The 18,742-nt window shown below is 63.6% G+C and carries 17 protein-coding genes; 12 read left to right on the plus strand and 5 right to left on the minus strand.

The features are described from left to right. The first annotated feature begins 147 nt into the window (after positions 1 to 147). The 3 genes from purB (at position 148) to ACPZMI_RS14405 (ending at position 3,193) form a co-directional block, all read left to right on the plus strand. Positions 148 to 1,518, plus strand: a complete 1,371-nt coding sequence (purB, locus tag ACPZMI_RS14395) for an adenylosuccinate lyase (RefSeq protein WP_186669844.1) — start codon at positions 148 to 150, stop codon at positions 1,516 to 1,518. 81 nt (positions 1,519 to 1,599) lie between these two features. Further along, positions 1,600 to 2,766 (plus strand): ribosomal protein uL16 3-hydroxylase, encoded by a 1,167-nt coding sequence (locus tag ACPZMI_RS14400; RefSeq protein ID WP_426352503.1) that lies wholly within the window; start codon positions 1,600 to 1,602, stop codon positions 2,764 to 2,766. Beyond that, positions 2,759 to 3,193 (plus strand): GNAT family N-acetyltransferase, encoded by a 435-nt coding sequence (locus tag ACPZMI_RS14405; protein ID WP_054892342.1) that lies wholly within the window; start codon positions 2,759 to 2,761, stop codon positions 3,191 to 3,193. Before ACPZMI_RS14400 ends, ACPZMI_RS14405 begins: the two co-directional genes overlap by 8 nt. Before the next feature lie 135 nt (positions 3,194 to 3,328). On the opposite strand, the gene ACPZMI_RS14410 is transcribed toward ACPZMI_RS14405, so the two are convergent. Beyond that, positions 3,329 to 5,179 carry a polyurethane esterase gene (locus tag ACPZMI_RS14410; protein WP_426352504.1) on the minus strand — a complete coding sequence of 617 codons (1,851 nt, stop codon included), beginning with the start codon at positions 5,177 to 5,179 and terminating at the stop codon, positions 3,329 to 3,331. Between the two features lie 249 nt (positions 5,180 to 5,428). Between ACPZMI_RS14410 and ACPZMI_RS14415 the strand changes: the two genes are divergently transcribed. Next, positions 5,429 to 7,402, plus strand: a complete 1,974-nt coding sequence (locus ACPZMI_RS14415; protein ID WP_426352510.1) for a DNA topoisomerase III — start codon at positions 5,429 to 5,431, stop codon at positions 7,400 to 7,402. A gap of 94 nt (positions 7,403 to 7,496) precedes the next feature. After that, complete coding sequence (glsB, locus tag ACPZMI_RS14420; RefSeq protein WP_186669433.1) at positions 7,497 to 8,417, plus strand: glutaminase B; 921 nt, start codon at positions 7,497 to 7,499, stop codon at positions 8,415 to 8,417. 105 nt (positions 8,418 to 8,522) lie between these two features. Here glsB and ACPZMI_RS14425 read toward each other — a convergent pair whose 3' ends face one another. Continuing rightward, positions 8,523 to 9,857, minus strand: a complete 1,335-nt coding sequence (locus ACPZMI_RS14425) for an OprD family porin (protein ID WP_288375438.1) — start codon at positions 9,855 to 9,857, stop codon at positions 8,523 to 8,525. 267 nt (positions 9,858 to 10,124) lie between these two features. Between ACPZMI_RS14425 and ACPZMI_RS14430 the strand changes: the two genes are divergently transcribed. The 3 genes from ACPZMI_RS14430 to ACPZMI_RS14440 all read left to right on the plus strand — a co-directional run bounded on the left by ACPZMI_RS14430 (position 10,125) and on the right by ACPZMI_RS14440 (position 12,957). Then, entirely contained in the window at positions 10,125 to 10,751 is a 627-nt protein-coding gene (locus ACPZMI_RS14430; RefSeq protein WP_186708637.1) for a glutathione S-transferase family protein, read from the plus strand. Positions 10,752 to 10,929: 178 nt separating this feature from the next. Next, positions 10,930 to 11,994, plus strand: a complete 1,065-nt coding sequence (locus ACPZMI_RS14435) for an LLM class flavin-dependent oxidoreductase (protein WP_426352511.1) — start codon at positions 10,930 to 10,932, stop codon at positions 11,992 to 11,994. Between the two features lie 9 nt (positions 11,995 to 12,003). Continuing rightward, entirely contained in the window at positions 12,004 to 12,957 is a 954-nt protein-coding gene (locus ACPZMI_RS14440; RefSeq protein ID WP_186669439.1) for an ABC transporter substrate-binding protein, read from the plus strand. 21 nt (positions 12,958 to 12,978) lie between these two features. Here the strand turns inward: ACPZMI_RS14440 and ACPZMI_RS14445 are convergent, their stop codons facing one another. Beyond that, on the minus strand, positions 12,979 to 13,821 hold the full coding sequence (locus ACPZMI_RS14445) for a GGDEF domain-containing protein (RefSeq protein WP_426352512.1): 843 nt from the start codon (positions 13,819 to 13,821) through the stop codon (positions 12,979 to 12,981). 527 nt (positions 13,822 to 14,348) lie between these two features. Between ACPZMI_RS14445 and ACPZMI_RS14450 the strand changes: the two genes are divergently transcribed. Then, entirely contained in the window at positions 14,349 to 14,528 is a 180-nt protein-coding gene (locus ACPZMI_RS14450) for a hypothetical protein (RefSeq protein ID WP_186669441.1), read from the plus strand. A 75-nt stretch (positions 14,529 to 14,603) separates the two neighbouring features. Beyond that, positions 14,604 to 14,981 carry a glycine zipper domain-containing protein gene (locus ACPZMI_RS14455; protein WP_426352505.1) on the plus strand — a complete coding sequence of 126 codons (378 nt, stop codon included), beginning with the start codon at positions 14,604 to 14,606 and terminating at the stop codon, positions 14,979 to 14,981. Between the two features lie 176 nt (positions 14,982 to 15,157). Here the strand turns inward: ACPZMI_RS14455 and zwf are convergent, their stop codons facing one another. Beyond that, positions 15,158 to 16,663: a glucose-6-phosphate dehydrogenase gene (zwf, locus tag ACPZMI_RS14460; RefSeq protein ID WP_186669444.1), complete on the minus strand. Its 1,506-nt coding sequence runs from the start codon at positions 16,661 to 16,663 to the stop codon at positions 15,158 to 15,160. After that, a complete protein-coding gene (gene gnd / locus ACPZMI_RS14465) occupies positions 16,660 to 17,667 on the minus strand; it encodes a phosphogluconate dehydrogenase (NAD(+)-dependent, decarboxylating) (protein ID WP_288375576.1) in 1,008 nt (335 codons plus the stop codon). Before gnd ends, zwf begins: the two co-directional genes overlap by 4 nt. A 180-nt stretch (positions 17,668 to 17,847) precedes the next feature. Between gnd and ACPZMI_RS14470 the strand changes: the two genes are divergently transcribed. Continuing rightward, the gene (locus ACPZMI_RS14470; protein WP_186669448.1) at positions 17,848 to 18,015 is read left to right on the plus strand and encodes a DUF6026 family protein; all 168 of its coding nucleotides are present in this window, start codon (positions 17,848 to 17,850) and stop codon (positions 18,013 to 18,015) included. Positions 18,016 to 18,193: 178 nt separating this feature from the next. Next, complete coding sequence (locus tag ACPZMI_RS14475; RefSeq protein ID WP_186669457.1) at positions 18,194 to 18,652, plus strand: SgcJ/EcaC family oxidoreductase; 459 nt, start codon at positions 18,194 to 18,196, stop codon at positions 18,650 to 18,652. Positions 18,653 to 18,742 lie beyond the last annotated feature (90 nt).

The following is an 18,742-nucleotide window of genomic DNA, read 5'->3' on the forward strand; positions in this document are numbered from 1 at the left end:
CCCCCCCCCCCCCCCCCCCCCCCCCCGCTCCCACAGGAACCGCGACACGCGTTTCGACGGCCGACCTTTGGTCAGCCACCCGACCCAGGCGCAATTTTCATGTATGATATGCGCCCTTCCAAAAGCCTGACTGTCCGAGAACACCCCATGCAGCTCTCTTCGCTCACTGCGGTTTCCCCTGTAGACGGCCGTTACGCCGGCAAAACCCAGGCCTTGCGCCCCATCTTCAGCGAATTCGGCCTGATCCGTTTCCGCGCCCTGGTCGAAGTGCGCTGGTTGCAGCGTCTGGCTGCCCACCCGCAGATCGGCGAAGTGCCGGCGTTCTCCGCCGAAGCCAACGCCCTGCTGGACAGCCTGGCGACCGACTTCAAGCTCGAGCACGCCGAGCGCGTGAAAGAAATCGAGCGCACCACCAACCACGACGTCAAGGCGATCGAATACCTCCTCAAGGAGCAGGCCGCCAAGCTGCCCGAGCTGGCCAAGGTCAGCGAGTTCATCCACTTCGCCTGCACCAGCGAGGACATCAACAACCTGTCCCACGCCCTGATGCTGCGCGCCGGCCGTGACGAGGTGCTGCTGCCGCTGATGCGCCAGATCGCCGACGCCATCCGCGCCCTGGCCCACGCTCACGCCGACGTGCCGATGCTGTCGCGCACCCACGGCCAGCCGGCCTCGCCGACCACCCTGGGCAAAGAGCTGGCCAACGTCGTCTACCGCCTGGAGCGTCAGATCGCTCAGGTCGCCGCCGTGCCGCTGCTGGGCAAGATCAACGGCGCCGTGGGCAACTACAACGCCCACCTGTCGGCCTACTCGCAGATCGACTGGGAGCAGAACGCCCGCGCCTTCATCGAAGACGAACTGGGCCTGCAGTTCAATCCGTACACCACCCAGATCGAACCGCACGACTACATTGCCGAGCTGTTCGATGCGATCGCGCGCTTCAACACCATCCTCATCGACTTCGACCGCGACGTCTGGGGATACATCTCGCTGGGCTACTTCAAGCAGAAGACAGTCGCTGGCGAAATCGGCTCCTCGACCATGCCGCACAAGGTCAACCCGATCGACTTCGAGAACTCCGAAGGCAACCTCGGTATCGCCAACGCGCTGTTCCAGCACCTGGCCAGCAAGCTGCCGATCTCGCGCTGGCAGCGCGACCTGACCGATTCCACCGTGCTGCGCAACCTGGGCGTGGGCTTCGCCCATAGCGTCATCGCCTATGAAGCCAGCCTGAAGGGCATCGGCAAGCTGGAAGTCAACGAAGCGCGCATCGCCGCCGACCTCGACGCTTGCTGGGAAGTACTGGCCGAGCCCATCCAGACCGTCATGCGCCGCTTCAACATCGAGAACCCCTACGAGAAGCTCAAGGAGCTGACCCGTGGCAAGGGCATCACCCCAGAAGCGCTGCTGACCTTCATCGACGGCCTGGACATGCCGGCCGACGCCAAGGCCGAGCTCAAGCTGCTCACCCCCGCCACCTACATCGGCAACGCAGCCGCCCAGGCCAAACGCATCTAATCTGCGCCCTGCGTACAACGCCCGGCTCAGCCGGGCGTTTTTATTCCCGGACGAAAATTACGTTTTTTCAATAGGTTGAACATGAATCCTGATACTCCACTGCAGCTGCTTGGCGGCCTCACCGCTCGTGAATTCCTGCGCGACTACTGGCAGAAGAAGCCCCTGCTGGTGCGCCAGGCCTTCACCGACTTCGAAAGCCCGATCGATCCGGACGAACTGGCCGGCCTGGCCCTGGAAGAAGAGGTCGAATCGCGCCTGGTGCTGGAGCACGGCGAGCGCCCCTGGGAGCTGCGTCGCGGCCCGTTCGAGGAAGACACCTTCGCCACCCTGCCCGAGCGTGACTGGACCCTGCTGGTACAAGCCGTGGACCAGTTCGTCCCGGAAGTAGCCGAGCTGCTGGAAAATTTCCGCTTCCTGCCCAGCTGGCGTATCGACGATGTGATGATCAGCTTCGCCGCCCCTGGTGGCAGCGTCGGCCCGCACTTCGACAACTACGACGTATTCCTGCTGCAAGGCCACGGCAAGCGCAACTGGAAAGTTGGCCAGATGTGCAACAGCGACAGCCCGCTGATCGAGCACGCCGACCTGCGCATCCTCGCCGACTTCGAGCAGAGCGACGAGTGGACCCTTGAGCCGGGCGACATGCTCTACCTGCCGCCTCGCCTGGCCCACTTCGGCGTGGCCGTGGATGACTGCCTGACCTACTCGGTCGGCTTCCGCGCGCCAAGCGCTGCCGAAGTGCTGACCCACTTCACCGACTTCCTCAGCCAGTTCCTGCCTGACGAGGAGCGCTACAGCGACGCCGACGCCCAACCTGTCAGCGATCCGCACCAGATTCAGCACGATGCCCTCGACCGCCTCAAGGCCCTGCTGGCCGAGCACATGGGTGACGAGCGCTTGCTGCTGACCTGGTTCGGCCAGTTCATGACCGAGCCGCGCTACCCCGAGCAGGTTGCAGGCGAAGCGCTGAGCGAGGAAGAGCTGATCAATTATCTCGAACAGGGCGCGATCCTGGTGCGCAACCCGAGCGCGCGCCTGGCCTGGTCGGAAGTCGATGACAACCTGCTGCTGTTCGCCAGCGGCCAGAGCCGCCTGCTGTCCGGTCACCTGCGCGCTCTTTTGCAACTGATTTGTTCAGCCGACGCCCTGCACAGCGAAAACCTTGTAGAGTGGCTCGCAGATGAAGAGGGCCTGACGCTGGTCTGCCAGTTGGTCCAACAAGGAAGCCTGGGATTTGCCAATGAATAAGATCCGCGTTCGCCTCGCCGACTGGCATAAAGACAACGCCGATATCCACCGTATCCGCAGCGCGGTGTTCGTCGCCGAGCAGCACGTGCCGCCGGAGCTGGAGTTCGATGCCGAAGACCCCACCGCCGTGCATTTCCTGGCCATGGAAGGTGACTATCCGATCGGCACCGCGCGCCTGTTGCCAGACGGTACCATCGGTCGAGTGTCGGTGCTCAAGGACTGGCGCGGCTTGAAAGTCGGTGACGCGTTGATGAACGCGGTCATCATCGAAGCGCAGAACCGGGACCTCAAGCAGCAGATGCTCAGCGCCCAGGTACACGCTACGCCCTTCTACGAGCGCCTGGGCTTCAAGGTGGTCAGCGAAGAGTTCCTAGAGGCCGGCATTCCGCACGTGGACATGGTTCGCGATTCGCGCGAGATCGCCTGATCGGAAGGGCCCGGCGCTGCCGGCCCAATCGCGGGCAAGCCCGCTCCCACAGCTTCACCGCTGCTCTGAACGGCGCGGAGTGCCTGTGGGACCGGGCTTGCCCGCGATTGGGCCGCAGCGCAGCCCCACCCTTGCTCAGCCAATCACGATCTGCCCATCCCCCACCCCCTGCCCCGCGATCCCCACCAACGTCACGCTATCGCGCCCGAACGTCAGCACCAGATCATCCCCCACCCGACTCAGGTGGTCACGCCAATCCGGCACTGCCGTCCCGCCTTCCACGCCCATGAACACCAACCGGTCCTGGCCGGTGAAATCCAGCACCCGGTCCTGCCCGAAGTGCCCGCTGAACAGAAAGGTGTCCCGCCCACCGCCGCCACTCAACACATCATTCCCCGCGCCGCCCACCAGCACATCGTTGCCTGCCCCACCCACCAGACGATCATCGCCGCCCAGGCCGAACAGCCACTGGCCCTGGTTGCCGGCCACCAACTGATCATTGCCTTGTCCGCCGCTGACCGACAGGGCGTAGGGATCCAGCTTGCCGCTGCTGAGCAGCCCATTGGCCGTCACGGCGTGACTGACGTCCTTGCTGAAGAACACCAGGCTGCTTTCCTTGCTCACCAGCGACTCGATATTGCGCACCTGGCTGATCCCACCCTCGGCATCACGCACATACAGCGTGTCCTCGCCATCCCGGGCTATCGAGAAGCGCGCCAGTGCATCTCCCAGGTGCAGGGTGTCATGCCCGGCGCCACCGTCTATCAGGTTGAACCCGCCGTCGTCGCGAAAAGTGTCATTGCCAGCACCGCCATACAGGTAGTCGTTGCCGCGCCCACCGCGGATCAGGTCGTCCTGGGCCGAACCGACAATGAAGGTACTGCCGGAGTGCGGCTCGGCGTTGCGATTGAGGTCCTGTACCCAGGTCGAGCCGCGGGTGGCGTCGGACAGGTTGCTGACCACGACGGTGGAGTCGCGGCTGGTCCAGGGGTAGAACGGCGAATCCACTACCCGACCCAGGCCATCGGCGTAGGCTGCCGGCAGGTGCGAGAGCCAGGTGGCGATATTGCCGATGGAAAACGGCAGCAGGTTCCACGCGTCGGAAGCGTAGTGGTCATTGAAATTGACGATGTTGTCAGTGGTCGAAGGCTTGGCGGCATCGTGCACGCCCAGGGTCGCCCAGGTCAGCGCCGTGCCGTCGAGCACGCGAAATACAGGATCGTTCTCGTAACCGATATTGAGCACCTTGTCGGGGTCGGCAGCCTGCGTGGGCGAGGCGAAGGCAACATAGCTGGCATCCTGGTAGAAGCCGCCCCAGCGCGAAGCACTGAGGTCGGCCAGGCTGTTGACCGCCAGCCCGCCAAGACTGTGGCCGCTGACGGTGATATCGGCACCTGACAAGCCGTGGGCCCTGGCGAACGTCGCGACATCGCCCAGCAGGCGGTCGAAAGCATTACCGGCGTAGTTGCGTGAGTAGTCGGCTGGCCCCAGCGCTGCCAGCAGGTCGTTGATGACATCGCCGAGGGTGTCGCCAATCAGATTCTCCCGCGGGCCGCTGGTGCCACGAAAGGCGATGCCGAGGCCAATGAGCTGGCCATCGCCTGCATAACGGCCAAGCACCTCGACCTGCGCCGAGGTGTAGCCCGGCGCCTCGCCATGGAAGGTGCCACGCGCATCGGTCTTGCCCTGGTAACCCAACTGTGCGGCGCTGATCGGCGTCCAGCCAGCCGCCTTGACCTGCGCCAGGGCCTTGGCCTCGGAGTCGGGATTCCAGGGGATGCCGGGAATCACGCCCTGACTGTCGGTGCCGCCGATCAGGGCCTTGACCAAAGTTGCCGGCAACCCGAGGCCGAAGCCGTGCTTCTGGTAGCCAGCAGAGAAACCGTCGTCGATACCATGATAGGCATAGACCGCCAGGGCCATGGCATCCTTGTAGAGCGCGTAGGAGGCAGCACCGTCGAGCTGACGGTAATCGAACAGAGGCATGATCTGACTTCCTTGTTGTGGTTGGAGTGAAGGCCCCCAAGCGACATCGTCCATTGACACATCTGGCAGGCGAACGACAAAGCTGGCACGGTACCGGCCGGTCATCCAAGCCCGATCCCGAGGCATTCGTGCCAAACCTGCGGACATATTTCCTGGCACAAAGCTGTACATGCATACAGATAAATCTTGCCTGCACGTCCTGTCTTGCGCATCCTAGTCGCCATCAACCTCGATGAAGCGTTCACGGCCATGCGCCTTTTTCTGTGTGAAAAGCCCTCCCAGGCAAAAGACATCGCCAAGGTACTGGGTGCCAACCGCAAGGCCGACGGCTGCTGGCAAGGCAGCGATGTCTGCGTCACCTGGTGCATCGGCCACCTGCTCGAAACCGCACCGCCCGACAGCTACGACGCGCGCTACAAACGCTGGTCGCTCGATGACCTGCCGATCATTCCGGAAAAATGGAAGATGCTGGTCAAGCCCAAGACCGCCAGCCAGTTCAAGGCGGTCAAGCGCCTGCTCGGCGAGGCCCGGGAGCTGGTGATCGCCACCGACGCCGATCGCGAAGGCGAGATGATCGCCCGCGAACTGGTCGAGCATTGCCGCTACCGCGGGCCGATCCAGCGCCTGTGGCTCTGCGCACTCGATGACGCCTCGATCCGCAAGGCGCTGGCGCGCCTGCGCCCCGGCAGCGAAACCTTCAGTCTCTATCACTCGGCCCTTGGTCGCTCGCGGGCCGACTGGTTGATCGGCATGAACATGAGCCGCCTGTTCACCCTGCTTGGCCGCCAATCCGGCTACCAAGGCGTGCTGCCGGTTGGGCGGGTACAGACTCCGACACTGCGCCTGGTGGTGGACCGCGACCGCAGCATCGCCGATTTCGTGCCCGTACCGTTCTGGGCCATCGAAGTGCAACTGGCACACACAGGTAACCTGTTCACTGCCCAATGGCGTGCACCGCAAGACGCCTGCGACGACCAGGGCCGCTGCCTCAACCAGGCACTCGCCCAGCAGGCCGCCACCCAGATGCAGGCCGCAGGTAGCGCACAGGTGCTCCAGGTACAGACCGAGCGTGTGCGCGAGGCCGCACCACTGCCCTTCGACCTCGGCACCCTGCAGGAGCTGTGCTCGAAGAAATTCGGCCTTGGCGCCCAGGAAACCCTCGACATCGCCCAGGCACTCTACGAAACCCACAAGCTGATCACCTATCCGCGCAGCGACTGCGGCTACCTGCCGCTTAGCCAGCACGCTGAAGCGCCCGCCATTCTCGCCGCCCTGCAACGCGCCGACACAAGCCTTGCGCCATTGCAGGCGCACCTGGAGCCGCACCGCCGCTCCCGCGCCTGGAACGACGCCAAGGTCAGCGCCCACCACGGCATCATCCCCACCGCCGCCGCCAGCGATCCTGCGCGCCTGCCACCCAAGTACAAAGCGGTCTATACCCTGATCCGGGCACGCTACCTGGCGCAGTTCCTGCCCAATCACGAGTACGACCGCACCCAGGCCGACCTGGACTGTGCCGGCCACGCCCTGCGTGCCGTGGGCAAGCAGATCGTCGAACCCGGCTGGCGCCGTGCCCTGCCCGAGGCACTGACCCCAACCAAGGGCCGCGAAGCACCACCCGCGCAAGTCTTGCCGCAACTGCGCGAGGGCGACGACTGCAGGGTGCAGGAACTGCAACTGAAAGACCTGTGGACCCAGCCACCGAAGCCGTTCACCGAGGGCGACCTGATCAAGGCAATGAAGAACGTCGCCAAGCTGGTGGATGACCCGCAGCTCAAGCAGAAACTCAAGGAAACCACCGGCATCGGTACCGAAGCGACCAGGGCCAGCATCATCCAGGGCCTGCTCGACCGCGGCTACCTGGTCAAGAACGGCAAGGCGCTGTCCGCCACGCCCGCAGCCTTCAGCCTGATCGACGTCGTCCCCCGGGCCATCGCCGACCCCGGCACCACCGCGATCTGGGAACAGGCGCTGGACATGGTGCAGAGCGGCGAAATGAGCCTGGAAGAGTTCGTCACCCGGCAATCGGCCTGGATGGGCAAGCTGGTGCAACGCTGCGCGGGAATGCGCCTGACCATCAGCGGCCCGCCCCTGCCTGCCGGTGGCAAGGGTGCACCCTGGAAGAAAAAACGCCGCAGCAGCGGTAAAGGCAAAACCGCCGGCAGCAAAGCAGCGCCCCGTGCAAGCAAATCCACAAGACGCCCTTCGGGCAAATCCAGCTGACGATCACCTCACGGGGTGTGTCGCCGCCTCGCCAACGCTCGTCTTGTACAGCAGACACCCCCTGAGCCCCATCACCCGCTCCGCGCAGGCCCCCATGCAAGCATTACTGCAAGAAATCCTCGACCAGGTCCGCCCGCTGCTCAGCCAGGGCCAGGTCGCCCAGTACATTCCCGCCCTCGCCCAGGTCGACCCGCAACAACTCGGCATCGCCGTACAGAGCCTGGACGGCCAGCTGCATTGCGCCGGCGATGCCCATACGCCCTTCTCGATCCAGAGCATCTCCAAGGTCTTCAGCCTGGTCCAGGCGATCAACCACAGCGGCGAGGATATCTGGTCGCGCCTGGGCTACGAGCCCTCCGGGCAGGCGTTCAACTCGCTGGTACAGCTGGAGGTGGAGAAAGGTCGCCCACGCAATCCTTTCATCAATGCCGGCGCGCTGGTGATCTGCGACATCAACCAGTCGCGCTATGCCACCCCGACCTTGTCGATGCGCGACTTCGTTCGCCGCCTGACAGCCAACCCACGCATCGTCAGCGACCCGGTCGTGGCCGACTCCGAATACCAGCACCGCGCCCGCAACGCCGCCATGGCCTACCTGATGCAGGCGTTCGGCAACTTCCACAACGATGTCGACGCCGTGCTGCGCAGCTACTTCCATCATTGTGCGCTGTCGATGAATTGCGTGGACGTCGCCCGTGGCTTTGCGTTCCTGGCCAACAGCGGCTACTGCCCGCACAGCGGCGAGCACGTGCTCAGCCCGCGCCAGGCGCAGCAGGTGAATGCGATCATGGCCACCAGCGGGCTGTACGACGAGGCGGGTAACTTCGCCTATCGCGTGGGCCTGCCGGGCAAAAGCGGAGTGGGCGGCGGGATTGTCGCGGTAGTGCCGGGGCGCTACAGCATCTGCGTGTGGTCACCGGCGCTGAACGCCTCAGGCAACTCGCTGGCGGGGCTGCGGGCATTGGAACTGCTCAGCGAACGGATCACCGGCTCGGTGTTTTCCGCAGTGCTGTAGGGCTGACGCCTCGAGCGCAGCACGCCATGAAAAACAAACCCCACCAGGGAGAACCCTGGTGGGGTTTGTTTTATTACACCTACCCGTGACCGGGCTGACGCGATGTCAGAGGAAGTTGTAGGTGTAGCTCACGATCAGACGGTTTTCGTCCTGGTCGCGCTGGTTGACAGCGTCGGAACGCAATGCCGCGTTACGCCATTGCAGGCCCAGGCCCTTGAAGGTGCCTTCCTGAACGACGTAGGCCAAAGTGAAGTCACGCTCCCACTCCGAACGGTCCGAGCCCGGGGCATTAACATTCGTGCCCTTCAGGTAGATGGCGTTGGCGGTCAGCCCTGGTACGCCCAGCGCGGCGAAGTCGTAGGCATATTGCGCCAGCCAGGTGCGCTCGCCGGCACGCAGGAACTTGCCGATCTGCACGTCGGTGATCAGGTAAGCACTTGCACCGTCGCCCTGGTTCAGGAACGGGAAGTCGCTGGTGCCGTTGACACGCTGGTAACCGGCGCTCAGTGCGTGGCTGCCCAGCGAGTAGGTGAACTTGGCGCTCCAGGTGCGGTTGTCCACTTCACCGTTGTTCTGGTAGCCCGATGCGCGATAGCCAGCCAGGCGGCCTTCGGTGCTGGCGTTCTTGCCATCGGAATCGCTGTAGAAGTAACGCAGGTCGGACTTCAACGCACCAACCGGCAGCGCCAGGTTGTGGGTCAGGCCCAGGAAGTGCTGTTTGTAGAAGTCGTCCAGGTTGCCGTAGTAGTACTGCAGCAGCAGGTCCTTGCTCAGCTTGTAGTCGGCACCGGCGTAGTAGAACGCGTTGCTGCGACGGTTGGAGGTGGCGGTGGCCGGGTTGCCGTTGGAACCGGCAATGGTCAGCGACTCCATGTTGGTGCTGTTACGGCCCTTGGCATGCTCGAGCTTGCCGCCGATCAGGGTCAGGTTGTCGATCTCGTTGGAGGTGATCTGGCCACCCTCAAACGTTTGCGGCAGCAGGCGACCGTCGTTGTAGGTGACTACTGGCAGCTTGGGCTGCAGTACACCGAGCTTGGCTTCGGTCTTGGAGATCTTGACCTTGCCGGTTACGCCCAGGCTGCTGAAGTCGTCAACGGCGCGGCCATCGGAATCGGTCGGGAACACAGTACCGCCCTTGGCAGTGCTGGTCGGATTGTAGTGGGTGCCCTTGCCCGAATCCAGGCGGAAACCGGTCAGGCCGATGGCGTCTACACCAAAGCCGACGGTGCCCTGGGTGTAGCCGGAGGTGAAGTTGAAGATGAAGCCTTGGCCCCACTCTTCCTGCTTGGACGGGTTGGCAGTGCCATTGCGGTTGTCGGAGTTGATATAGAAGTTACGGGCAGTGACCGAAGCCTTGCTGTCTTCCACGAAACCTGCAGCCTGCGCCCCCAGCGACAGGCTGGCCAGTGCAACGGCCACTGGCAATGTGCATTTGTACATGTGTGCTCCTTTCTAGCTTTTTCTTATAGGCCTCTCGCTGAACGCGAGGGCCGACTTTCGATACGTTTGAATGTCACGCGTTATTACTTTAACAACAACCGAAAAAGATTTTTATTCGATTGTGCTATAGGGACCGAATGCTAGCAAAAAACCACCATCGGCAGGGAGAAAGGTTTCAGTGCCATGACCGTAGGCAGGGCTTTTAGAGATACGCTTGGTCGCCACAGCACACTGCTGTTTCGGCCGCTATGCAAAAAGGATGATGACATGCTGCGAATATTGGGTAAGGCGAGCTCCATCAACGTGCGCAAGGTGCTTTGGACTTGCGCTGAAATCGGCGTGCCTTTCGAACAGGAAGACTGGGGCTCAGGCTTTCAGTCGACCCAGACCCCGGAGTTCCTGGCCCTGAACCCCAATGCCATGGTCCCGGTGATCCAGGACGGCGACCTGACGCTGTGGGAGTCCAACACCATCGTCCGCTATCTCGCCAACCGCTATGGTCAAGCGGCAGGGCTTTACCCGGCCGACGCAGTGGCCAGAGCGCGTGTCGATCAATGGATCGACTGGCAGGCCAGCGATCTCAACCGCTCCTGGAGCTACGCCTTCATGTCTCTGGTCAGGCAGTCGGCAGCGCATCAGGATGCACAGGCGCTCAATGCCAGCATCGGCGAATGGTCGCGACATATGCAGATCCTCGACCAGCAGCTGGCAAAGACCGGCGCCTACGTTGCCGGCAAAACGCTCTCCCTGGCAGACATTCCGATCGGGTTGTCGGTAAACCGCTGGTTCCAGACACCGTTCAAGCACCCGCACCTGCCTGCAGTGGATGACTACTACGCGCGCCTGAGCGAGCGGGAAGGCTATCGACTGCACGGCAGAAACGGAACGCCCTGACCAGAGGAATAAAATTATTTTGCATATTAGAATATGCAAAAAATGAATTTCCATCATTTATCGCTGGCCGTTAGATTCTAAGAAGAAGCCCGGCCAGCTCGTTTTCTTATAAACCGCTCAACGCCAGGCAGCCTTGTCCCACCAAAGGAACCCAGCAATGAGCGTCGAAATCCTTGGCATGATCACCGCGTCACCCGGTTCGGAGGTCGACCAACCCACGGGCGATGCGGTCGATCCGGACTACGTGCGTCGCTTCGCCCAGGCCCATGAAGCAGCAGGCTTCGACCGGATTCTGGTCGGTTACTTCTCCAACGGGCCGGAAGGCGCCGTCGTCAGTTCGTTCGCCGTCGCTGCCACCGAGCGCCTGGGTATCCTGCTCGCCTACCGTCCAGGGGTGATCAGCCCGCCCCTGGCCGCACGGCAACTGGCGACCCTCGACCAGTTCAGCAAGGGCCGCCTGGCCCTCAATGTGGTCAGCGGCGGCAATGACCAGGACCTGCAACGCGACGGCGACTTCCTCGATCACGACCACCGCTATGCGCGCACCGGTGAATACCTCGACGCCTTGAAGGCCATCTGGACCGCCGAACAACCGGTGGACTTCGCCGGCGACTTCTACCGTTTCAACGCCGCCTCGCCCGCCGTAAGGACCGTGCAGCGCCCGCATATTCCGATCTACTTCAGCGGCTCATCGGATGCCGCGGTGCGGGTCGCCGCGCAACATGCCGATACCTACATGCTCTGGGGCGAGCCCCTGGCCGCCGTCGCTGAGCATATCGCCAAGGTCCGCAAGGCTGCCGCCGCGCAACAGCGCGCCCCGCTCTTCTCGGTATCGTTCCGCCCCATCGTCGCCGATACCGAGGAAGCCGCCTGGAAGCGCGCCGCCGAAATCCTCGAACAGGTCCGCGACGCACGCCAGAAACTCGGGCTAGCGCTGCACGACCATCACCCCGAGAACGTCGGCTCCCAGCGTCTGTTGGCCGCCGCGCACCAGGGCGAAGTGCTCGATCAACGCCTGTGGATGGGCGTTGCCCGCCTGACCGGAGCACGCTGGAACTCCACCGCGCTGGTCGGCACCCCCGAGCAGGTCGCCCAGGCGCTGGGCGAGTACTACAAGCTCGGCGTCTCGACCTTCCTGATCCGCGGCTTCGATCCATTGAACGACACCATCGAATACGGCAAGACCCTGATCCCCGCCATCCATCGCCAGATCGAACGCCTGGACACTCGCCAGGCCAGCTGAGGAAGCCCCATGAAACTGCACCACCTGATTCGCGTCACCCTCGCCGGCCTGTTCCTTGGCACCCCGCTGGCGCAAGCCATCGCCGCCGAGCAGGTCACCCTGCGCATCGGCGACCAGAACTACTACAACGTGCGCGCATCGCTGGAAGCCTCCGGGGCACTCAAGGATGCGCCCTACAAGGTCGAGTTCAAGCACTTCCAGTCGGCCGCACCGGTGGCCGAAGGGCTGGAGGCCGGTGGCCTGGACATCGGTTTTCTCGGTGACTCGGGCTTTCTGTTCCTGGCCGCCAAAGGGGCACCCGTCAAGCTGATCGGCGTCTCACGGCAGAACCTCGACACCATCGCCCTGCTGGTGCCCAAGGACTCCCCCGCCAAGACCATTGCCGACCTCAAGGGCAAGAAGGTCGCCTACTGGCCCGGCGCCTGGAGCCAGCAGTTGACCTTGCGCGCACTGGACAAGGCCGGCCTGCCGCATGACTACGTCGAGTTCGTCAAACTGATGCCAATCGATGCTGCCGCCGCACTGCCCAACGGCAGTATCGATGCCTTCCCGGTGTGGGAACCGTACATCTCGCAACAGATCGTGTTTTCCGGTGCGCGCAAGCTGGTCACCGCCCAGGGCCTGATGCCTGGCCTGAGCAGCATCGCGGCGCGCAACGATTCGATCGACAGCAAGCGCGCCGCCATCGAGGACTTCCTGGGCCGTCTGCAGAAAGCACGGGCCTGGGTCGGTGAGCACAAGGAAGCCTATGCCGACCTCTGGGCCAAGAAAGCCAACCTCGACCAAAGCGTCTCGCGTCATTGGATCGGCCAGGCCGACATGAGCGTAGGCCCGGTCGATGCGCAGGCCGCGAAGGACTACCAGGATACCGCCGACTTCCTTGTCCAGACCGGCACCCTGCCCAAGCACCTGGACACCGGCACGATCATCGACACGTCGTTCGACGGCGCATTCGCCCGGTAGCCTCCCCGTAAGTGCGAAGGATCAAGCCGCCAGCCGCACCGCATTGCGCCCGCCAGCCTTGGCCAGGTACAACGCGGCATCGGCCTGGGCGATCAGCCGTGCCGGGGTATCACCCTCACCCGGCACACCGCACCAGAGCCCGACACTGAAGCACAGCTCGATCTCCAGCCCGGCGAACCGCGCCGGGTTCTTCGCCATGGCTTCGCGCAGGCCGTTCAGCGCCGCCAGGGCGCCTTCCCCCTCGGTTCGTGGCAACAGCAGCAGGAACTCCTCGCCGCCGTAGCGCCCCAGGCTGTCCCCTTCGCGCAGCCTCTGCTGCAACTGGCGCACGCAGTGACACAGCACTTCGTCCCCTGCCAGATGACCGTGCACATCGTTGATACGCTTGAAGTGATCGATATCGATCATCGCCACGGCCAGGCTGTACTGCGCCACGCGCGCCTGCTCCAGCTCACGCTCGAAACGTTCCAGGATGGCGCGACGATTACCCGTCCCGGTCAGCACGTCGTGTCCGGCAAGGTGCTGCAAGCGCGATTCGCTGCGCTCCTTGGCCATCAGCACCAAACCAATGGAATACATCATCACCGTGACCGTGCCGATGGCCACCGACACCGTCTGCTTGAGGTTGCTGGTGTCGTAGCGCATCTCCTGCGCCGTGCCCGCCAGCACGGCCACCACCCGCATGCCCAGCCCCACCAGGCTGATGGCAGCACCGATCACCAGCAGCAGGTGTGCTCGGCCCTTGCCCAGGGCCCGTTGCCGGGCCCAGTAGAGAATCAACGCGCATTGCAACATCAGCACCAGGGTCGCCAGCAGCATGCGCGGCTCCACCGTCTCGAGCAACGACATCAGGCCCAGCAGCATCAACAGCGGAATGGCGAAGATCGGCCGCCACGGCACCGGGCGCTCGCGCACCCGGAACAGGCTCGCTGAATAGAACGCCAGCGCCAGCGACAGCAGGCTGTTGCCCAGGGCATAGCTCACCCACAGAGGCGCATGCCCGAACAACGTGTAACAGACATAGGCCAAGGCATGGGCCAACAGCCCACAACCGGTCAGCAAGAGGTTATCGCCTCGGTTGAACTGCCCGACCAGCAACAGGCAGAAGGCCAGGATCGTCGCCACCAGCGCAACCGCAGCGAACAGCGTAGGGGTATGGGCGATCATCATGATTCACCGTGTGGCAGATGGCCGTCTTCGTCGCGGCCTGCCTGACAGTCTAGGAGCCGTGCAGGCCCGCGACCATGACCGAGCGGGACAGAACAGCAGCCCACAGGCACGCCGCCTGTCCCTTGCGCGGTAATATTTTGTGCCGCTTTGAAACCAAATGAATCCTGCCCGGTCTCAGCAGTTATCCCGTAAACCTTTGCGGATCAAGGATTTCCATCGCCATGCCACGCCTTGCCAGTGTTTCGCTGATCGCCGCCGTCGTGCTCCTCGCCGGTTGCCACAGCCATCGCCACCATGATGACGATGGCTGGCGTGACGGCGACCGCGACCGTCACCGTTATCATCACCGCGATGATCGCGATGACGACGATCGTCGCTACCGTGACCGTTATTACCGCTGAAGCGTCTGCCCAATCCCTATCCGCCGCACACCTGCGGCATTCAACCCTGATGATTCCTTCGAGGTTCATGAAATCATGCGTCTGACTCTGCCTTCCCTCGCCCTGGGCCTGCTGCTGTGCCAGGGAGCGTTCGCCGGTGACGGTACCGCAGCCATTGGCGGCGGCCTGGGTGGTGCCTTGGGCAACGTCGTCGGCAAACAGATCGGCGGCAGCAGCGGCGCCGCCATCGGCGCGGGCCTGGGTGGCGCAGCCGGCAGCGCTGTTGGCGCACGCAAGGGCAACCGCACCGAAGCAGCCATCGGTGGCGGCCTGGGTTCAGCCGGCGGCTCGCTGGTGGGCGGCAAACTTGGCGGCAGCAATGGCTCGACCATCGGCGCCGGCCTTGGCGGCGCAGCCGGCGGCGCGATCGGCAACCACCTGGGCGACAAGAACAAGAAGCACCGTCGCCACTGATTGACGCACTCGCCTGCAGGAGCGGTACGTGTGGGAGCGGCGGTTCGGCGCCCCGACTTGCCCGCGAAAAAGACACCGCGCAGCCTGGCACGGGCTGCGCCGGTGTTCGCGGGCCAGCCCGCTCCCACAGGGATTGGGCTGGCCTCTAGATTGTGAACAAGACGCTCAGCCGTCTTTCAGCCCAGGCGGTGCCACTCGCGCTTGTCCCGGCTCAGCAACTCATTGCCCTCCTCGGGCCCATCCTCACCCGCCTCGTACTCGTGCACTTCGCCCCCCTTGGCCCAGGCGTCGAGAAATGGCTGTACCGCACGCCAACCATTCTCGATATTGTCGGCCCGCTGGAACAGCGTCTGGTCACCGGTCAGGCAGTCGTAGATCAAGGTTTCGTAACCGGTCGCCGGGGTCATCTTGAAGAAGTCCTTGTAGGCAAAACCCAGCTCGACGTTCTCCATCACCAGTTCAGGCCCGGGGCGCTTGGCCTGTAGGTCGAACCACATGCCTTCATTGGGCTGAATCTGAATCTTCAGGTAGTTGGGCTTGGGTCGCTCCAGCTCCGACTCGCGGAACTGCGCGTAAGGTGCAGGCTTGAAGCAGATGGCGATTTCGGTGTCGCGCACGCTCATGCGCTTGCCGGTACGCAGGTAGAACGGCACACCCGCCCAGCGCCAGTTGTCGATCATCACCTTGAGCGCGACGTAGGTTTCAGTGCGGCTTTGCGTGTCGACATTGTTTTCCTCGCGATAACCGGCCAGCCGCTTGCGCCCCTGTTTGCCCGCCACGTACTGCCCCCGCACCGAGTTCTTCAGCGCCATCTTCTGCGACCAGGGGCGGATGGCACCGATCACCTTGGCCTTCTCGCCGCGAACGGCGTCGGCGCCGAAGGCTGCCGGTGGCTCCATGGCGACCATCGCCAGCAACTGGAACAGGTGATTGGGCACCATGTCACGCAAGGCACCGGTATTGTCGTAGAACGCGCCACGCGTCTCGACACCGACCGTCTCGGCGGCGGTAATCTGCACGTGGTCGATGTAGTGGTTGTTCCAGAACGACTCGAACAGGCCATTGGAGAAGCGGCTGACCAGAATGTTCTGCACCGTCTCCTTGCCCAGGTAATGGTCGATGCGATAGATCTGCCGCTCGCTCATCACCTTGAGCAGGCAGGCGTTGAGCGCCTCGGCACTGGCAAGATCGGTACCGAACGGCTTCTCCACCACCACCCGGCGAAAACCGCCCGCAGACTCGTCGAGCAAGCCGGCCTCGCCCAGGCGCTGGGCCACCTCTGGGAAGAAACGCGGCGAAGTGGCCAGGTAGAAGATAGCGTTGCCGTGACGGGTCTTGGCGATGCGCTTGCCGATCGCCGAATAGGTCGCAGGGTCCAGGAAGTCGCCGGTCTGGTAGTCCAGACGCTTGGCCAGGCGCGACCACAGCCCTTCGTCCAGACACTTGCCCGCCCCCTCGCCGCCTTTGTCGCGCTCGATCATGAAGTCGTGCAGGCGCTCGGCGAACTGCTCGGCGCTGGCGTGATTATGGTCGACCCCGACAATCCGCAGGTTGCGGTCCAGCAAACCGTCACGGCTGAGGTTGTACAGGGCCGGCATCAGCAGGCGCTTGACCAGGTCGCCATTGGCGCCGAACAGGAACAGCGTGCAAGGCGGCGCTGCGGGAATCGTCTGTTTGCTCATGAACCCTTCTTCTCGACATGGCCGCCAAAGCCCAGGCGCATGGCAGACAACACCTTGTCGCCGAAGGTGCCTTGCTGCTGGCGTGAGCGGAAACGGGCAAACAGCGCGCTGGACAACACCGGCACCGGCACCGCCTGCTCGACCGCCGCATCGATGGTCCAGCGCCCTTCACCGCTGTCGGACACCGAACCGCTGAACTGGGCCAGGTGCGGATCGGCAACCAGCGCATCGGCGGTGAGGTCGAGCAGCCAGGAAGTGACCACACTGCCACGCCGCCAGACTTCGGCGATCTCTGCCACATTCAGGTCGAAACGCTGGTCCTCGGGAAGCTCGGGGCCGCCCTTGCTGCGCAGCAGGTCGAAACCTTCGGCATAAGCCTGCATCAGGCCGTACTCGATACCGTTGTGCACCATCTTCACGTAGTGCCCCGCACCGGGCGGGCCGGCGTGAATGTAGCCATGCTCGGCACGCCCAGGCTCGCCCGTGCGCCCCTGCGTACGCGCAATGTCACCCACACCCGGGGCCAGCGCCTTGAACAACGGCTCCAGCCGCTCGAACACACCCTTCTCGCCGCCAATCATCATGCAATAGCCGCGCTCCAGACCCCAGACCCCACCGGAGGTGCCTACGTCCAGATAGTGCAGGCCACGCGTTGACAGGTGAGCAGCTCGGCGCACGTCATCCTTGTAGAAGGTGTTGCCGCCATCGATGATCGCGTCGCCCGGCTCCAGCAGCTCGGCGAGCTGGGTGATGGTCTGCTCGGTGGGCTCACCCGCCGGCAGCATGATCCAAACGGCCCGAGGCGCCTTGAGTTTCTGTACCAGCGCGCCCAGGTCGTGGGCGCCAAGGGCACCCTCGTCGCTCAAGGCGCTGATGGCCTCACGGTTGCGATCATGTACCACGGTCTGGTGGCCTGCGCGCATCAGCCGTCTTGCGATATTGCCGCCCATGCGGCCCAGCCCGACGATTCCCAGTTGCATGTGCCGATGCTCCCCTTGCGAAATGGATGACGAACGCGATTCAGGTGTTCAGGTTAGTCCAGCGTACCGCACGAGGGTTCACCGACGAACGGCGTGACCACCATAAACAAAAAAGTTCCCAAGGGCGGGGAAAGAATTCAGAATGCGCGCCGCACGAAGCGTCTACGCTTGTCACTGTCACCAGCCAAACTGCGAGGTGTGCTCATGGGTACCTACATGCCTGCCACTCCCCCCCAGACCCTCTATGTCACCGTGCGCCGCGACGAACTGCGCCAACTGAAGGACGAGCGCGACCAACTGCGGCAACAGGTGGCCGAGCTGAACCTGTTGCTCGAACAGGCCCGCCTGGGCAACAAGGCTGCCGGACGCTGACCTTTCGCCGCACCGCGCAGCCCCTGCGCACGCGACGCCCTGTCGTACCCCGCCTCCTTAACCAGCGAAAATGCCTTCAAAGATAGTCGCCTGTTCCTATATAGGTCTCATCTCAGGCTACCTAGATTGAGCGACGCCGCGGGCCCATTCCGGTGCCTGCTTCGCGTGGAAAACACCCATGAACAAACTGACGTACTGGCTCCCGCTCGTTTTGCTGGGAAGCCTCAGCCTGCACGCGCACGCCGCGCCGCAGCCGTGCCAGCAGCTCGACGAGAAACAAGCCCTGGCGCTGTTCGAACGCTGGAACGACAGCCTGCGCAGCGGCGATCCACAGCAAGTGGCCAAACTGTACGAAAACGATGCGGTGCTGCTGCCGACGGTCTCCAGAACCCCACGCCTGACCACCGTCGAGCGCCTCGACTACTTCAAGCACTTCCTCGCCGACCAGCCCTCCGGCAAGCTCGACACTCATCACCTGAGCCAGACCTGCAACAAAGCCACACTGGCCGGGCTGTACACCTTCGACTTCGCCAAGACCGGGCAACAGGTCGCTGCGCGCTACACCTTCACCTACCGCTGGGATGGCCAGCAGTGGCTGATCCACCACCACCATTCCTCGCTGCTGCCGACCACCTGACACTGCCCGCATTCCCCGCCCAACGGATGCCTGTTGCGCCGCAGCAACGCAATGTCGCTGCGGCTTTGGTGCGCCAACGTTTGCGCAGAT

It is taken from the genome of Pseudomonas wayambapalatensis (assembly GCF_049942315.1).
Taxonomy (GTDB): domain Bacteria; phylum Pseudomonadota; class Gammaproteobacteria; order Pseudomonadales; family Pseudomonadaceae; genus Aquipseudomonas; species Aquipseudomonas wayambapalatensis.

Excerpts from the sequence above, each read along its gene's own strand:
- ACPZMI_RS14405 (WP_054892342.1), top strand. The coding sequence starts at position 2,759 with ATGAATAAGATCCGCGTTCGCCTCGCCGACTGGCATAAAGACAACGCC.
- ACPZMI_RS14445 (WP_426352512.1), bottom strand. The coding sequence starts at position 13,821 with ATGCTGCTGGGCCTGATGTCGTTGCTCGAGACGGTGGAGCCGCGCATG.
- ACPZMI_RS14450 (WP_186669441.1), top strand. The coding sequence starts at position 14,349 with ATGCCACGCCTTGCCAGTGTTTCGCTGATCGCCGCCGTCGTGCTCCTC.
- purB (WP_186669844.1), top strand. The coding sequence starts at position 148 with ATGCAGCTCTCTTCGCTCACTGCGGTTTCCCCTGTAGACGGCCGTTAC.
- ACPZMI_RS14400 (WP_426352503.1), top strand. The coding sequence starts at position 1,600 with ATGAATCCTGATACTCCACTGCAGCTGCTTGGCGGCCTCACCGCTCGT.
- ACPZMI_RS14410 (WP_426352504.1), bottom strand. The coding sequence starts at position 5,179 with ATGCCTCTGTTCGATTACCGTCAGCTCGACGGTGCTGCCTCCTACGCG.
- ACPZMI_RS14440 (WP_186669439.1), top strand. The coding sequence starts at position 12,004 with ATGAAACTGCACCACCTGATTCGCGTCACCCTCGCCGGCCTGTTCCTT.
- ACPZMI_RS14430 (WP_186708637.1), top strand. The coding sequence starts at position 10,125 with ATGCTGCGAATATTGGGTAAGGCGAGCTCCATCAACGTGCGCAAGGTG.
- ACPZMI_RS14425 (WP_288375438.1), bottom strand. The coding sequence starts at position 9,857 with ATGTACAAATGCACATTGCCAGTGGCCGTTGCACTGGCCAGCCTGTCG.
- glsB (WP_186669433.1), top strand. The coding sequence starts at position 7,497 with ATGCAAGCATTACTGCAAGAAATCCTCGACCAGGTCCGCCCGCTGCTC.
- ACPZMI_RS14475 (WP_186669457.1), top strand. The coding sequence starts at position 18,194 with ATGAACAAACTGACGTACTGGCTCCCGCTCGTTTTGCTGGGAAGCCTC.
- ACPZMI_RS14470 (WP_186669448.1), top strand. The coding sequence starts at position 17,848 with ATGGGTACCTACATGCCTGCCACTCCCCCCCAGACCCTCTATGTCACC.
- ACPZMI_RS14435 (WP_426352511.1), top strand. The coding sequence starts at position 10,930 with ATGATCACCGCGTCACCCGGTTCGGAGGTCGACCAACCCACGGGCGAT.
- ACPZMI_RS14415 (WP_426352510.1), top strand. The coding sequence starts at position 5,429 with ATGCGCCTTTTTCTGTGTGAAAAGCCCTCCCAGGCAAAAGACATCGCC.
- zwf (WP_186669444.1), bottom strand. The coding sequence starts at position 16,663 with ATGAGCAAACAGACGATTCCCGCAGCGCCGCCTTGCACGCTGTTCCTG.
- ACPZMI_RS14455 (WP_426352505.1), top strand. The coding sequence starts at position 14,604 with ATGCGTCTGACTCTGCCTTCCCTCGCCCTGGGCCTGCTGCTGTGCCAG.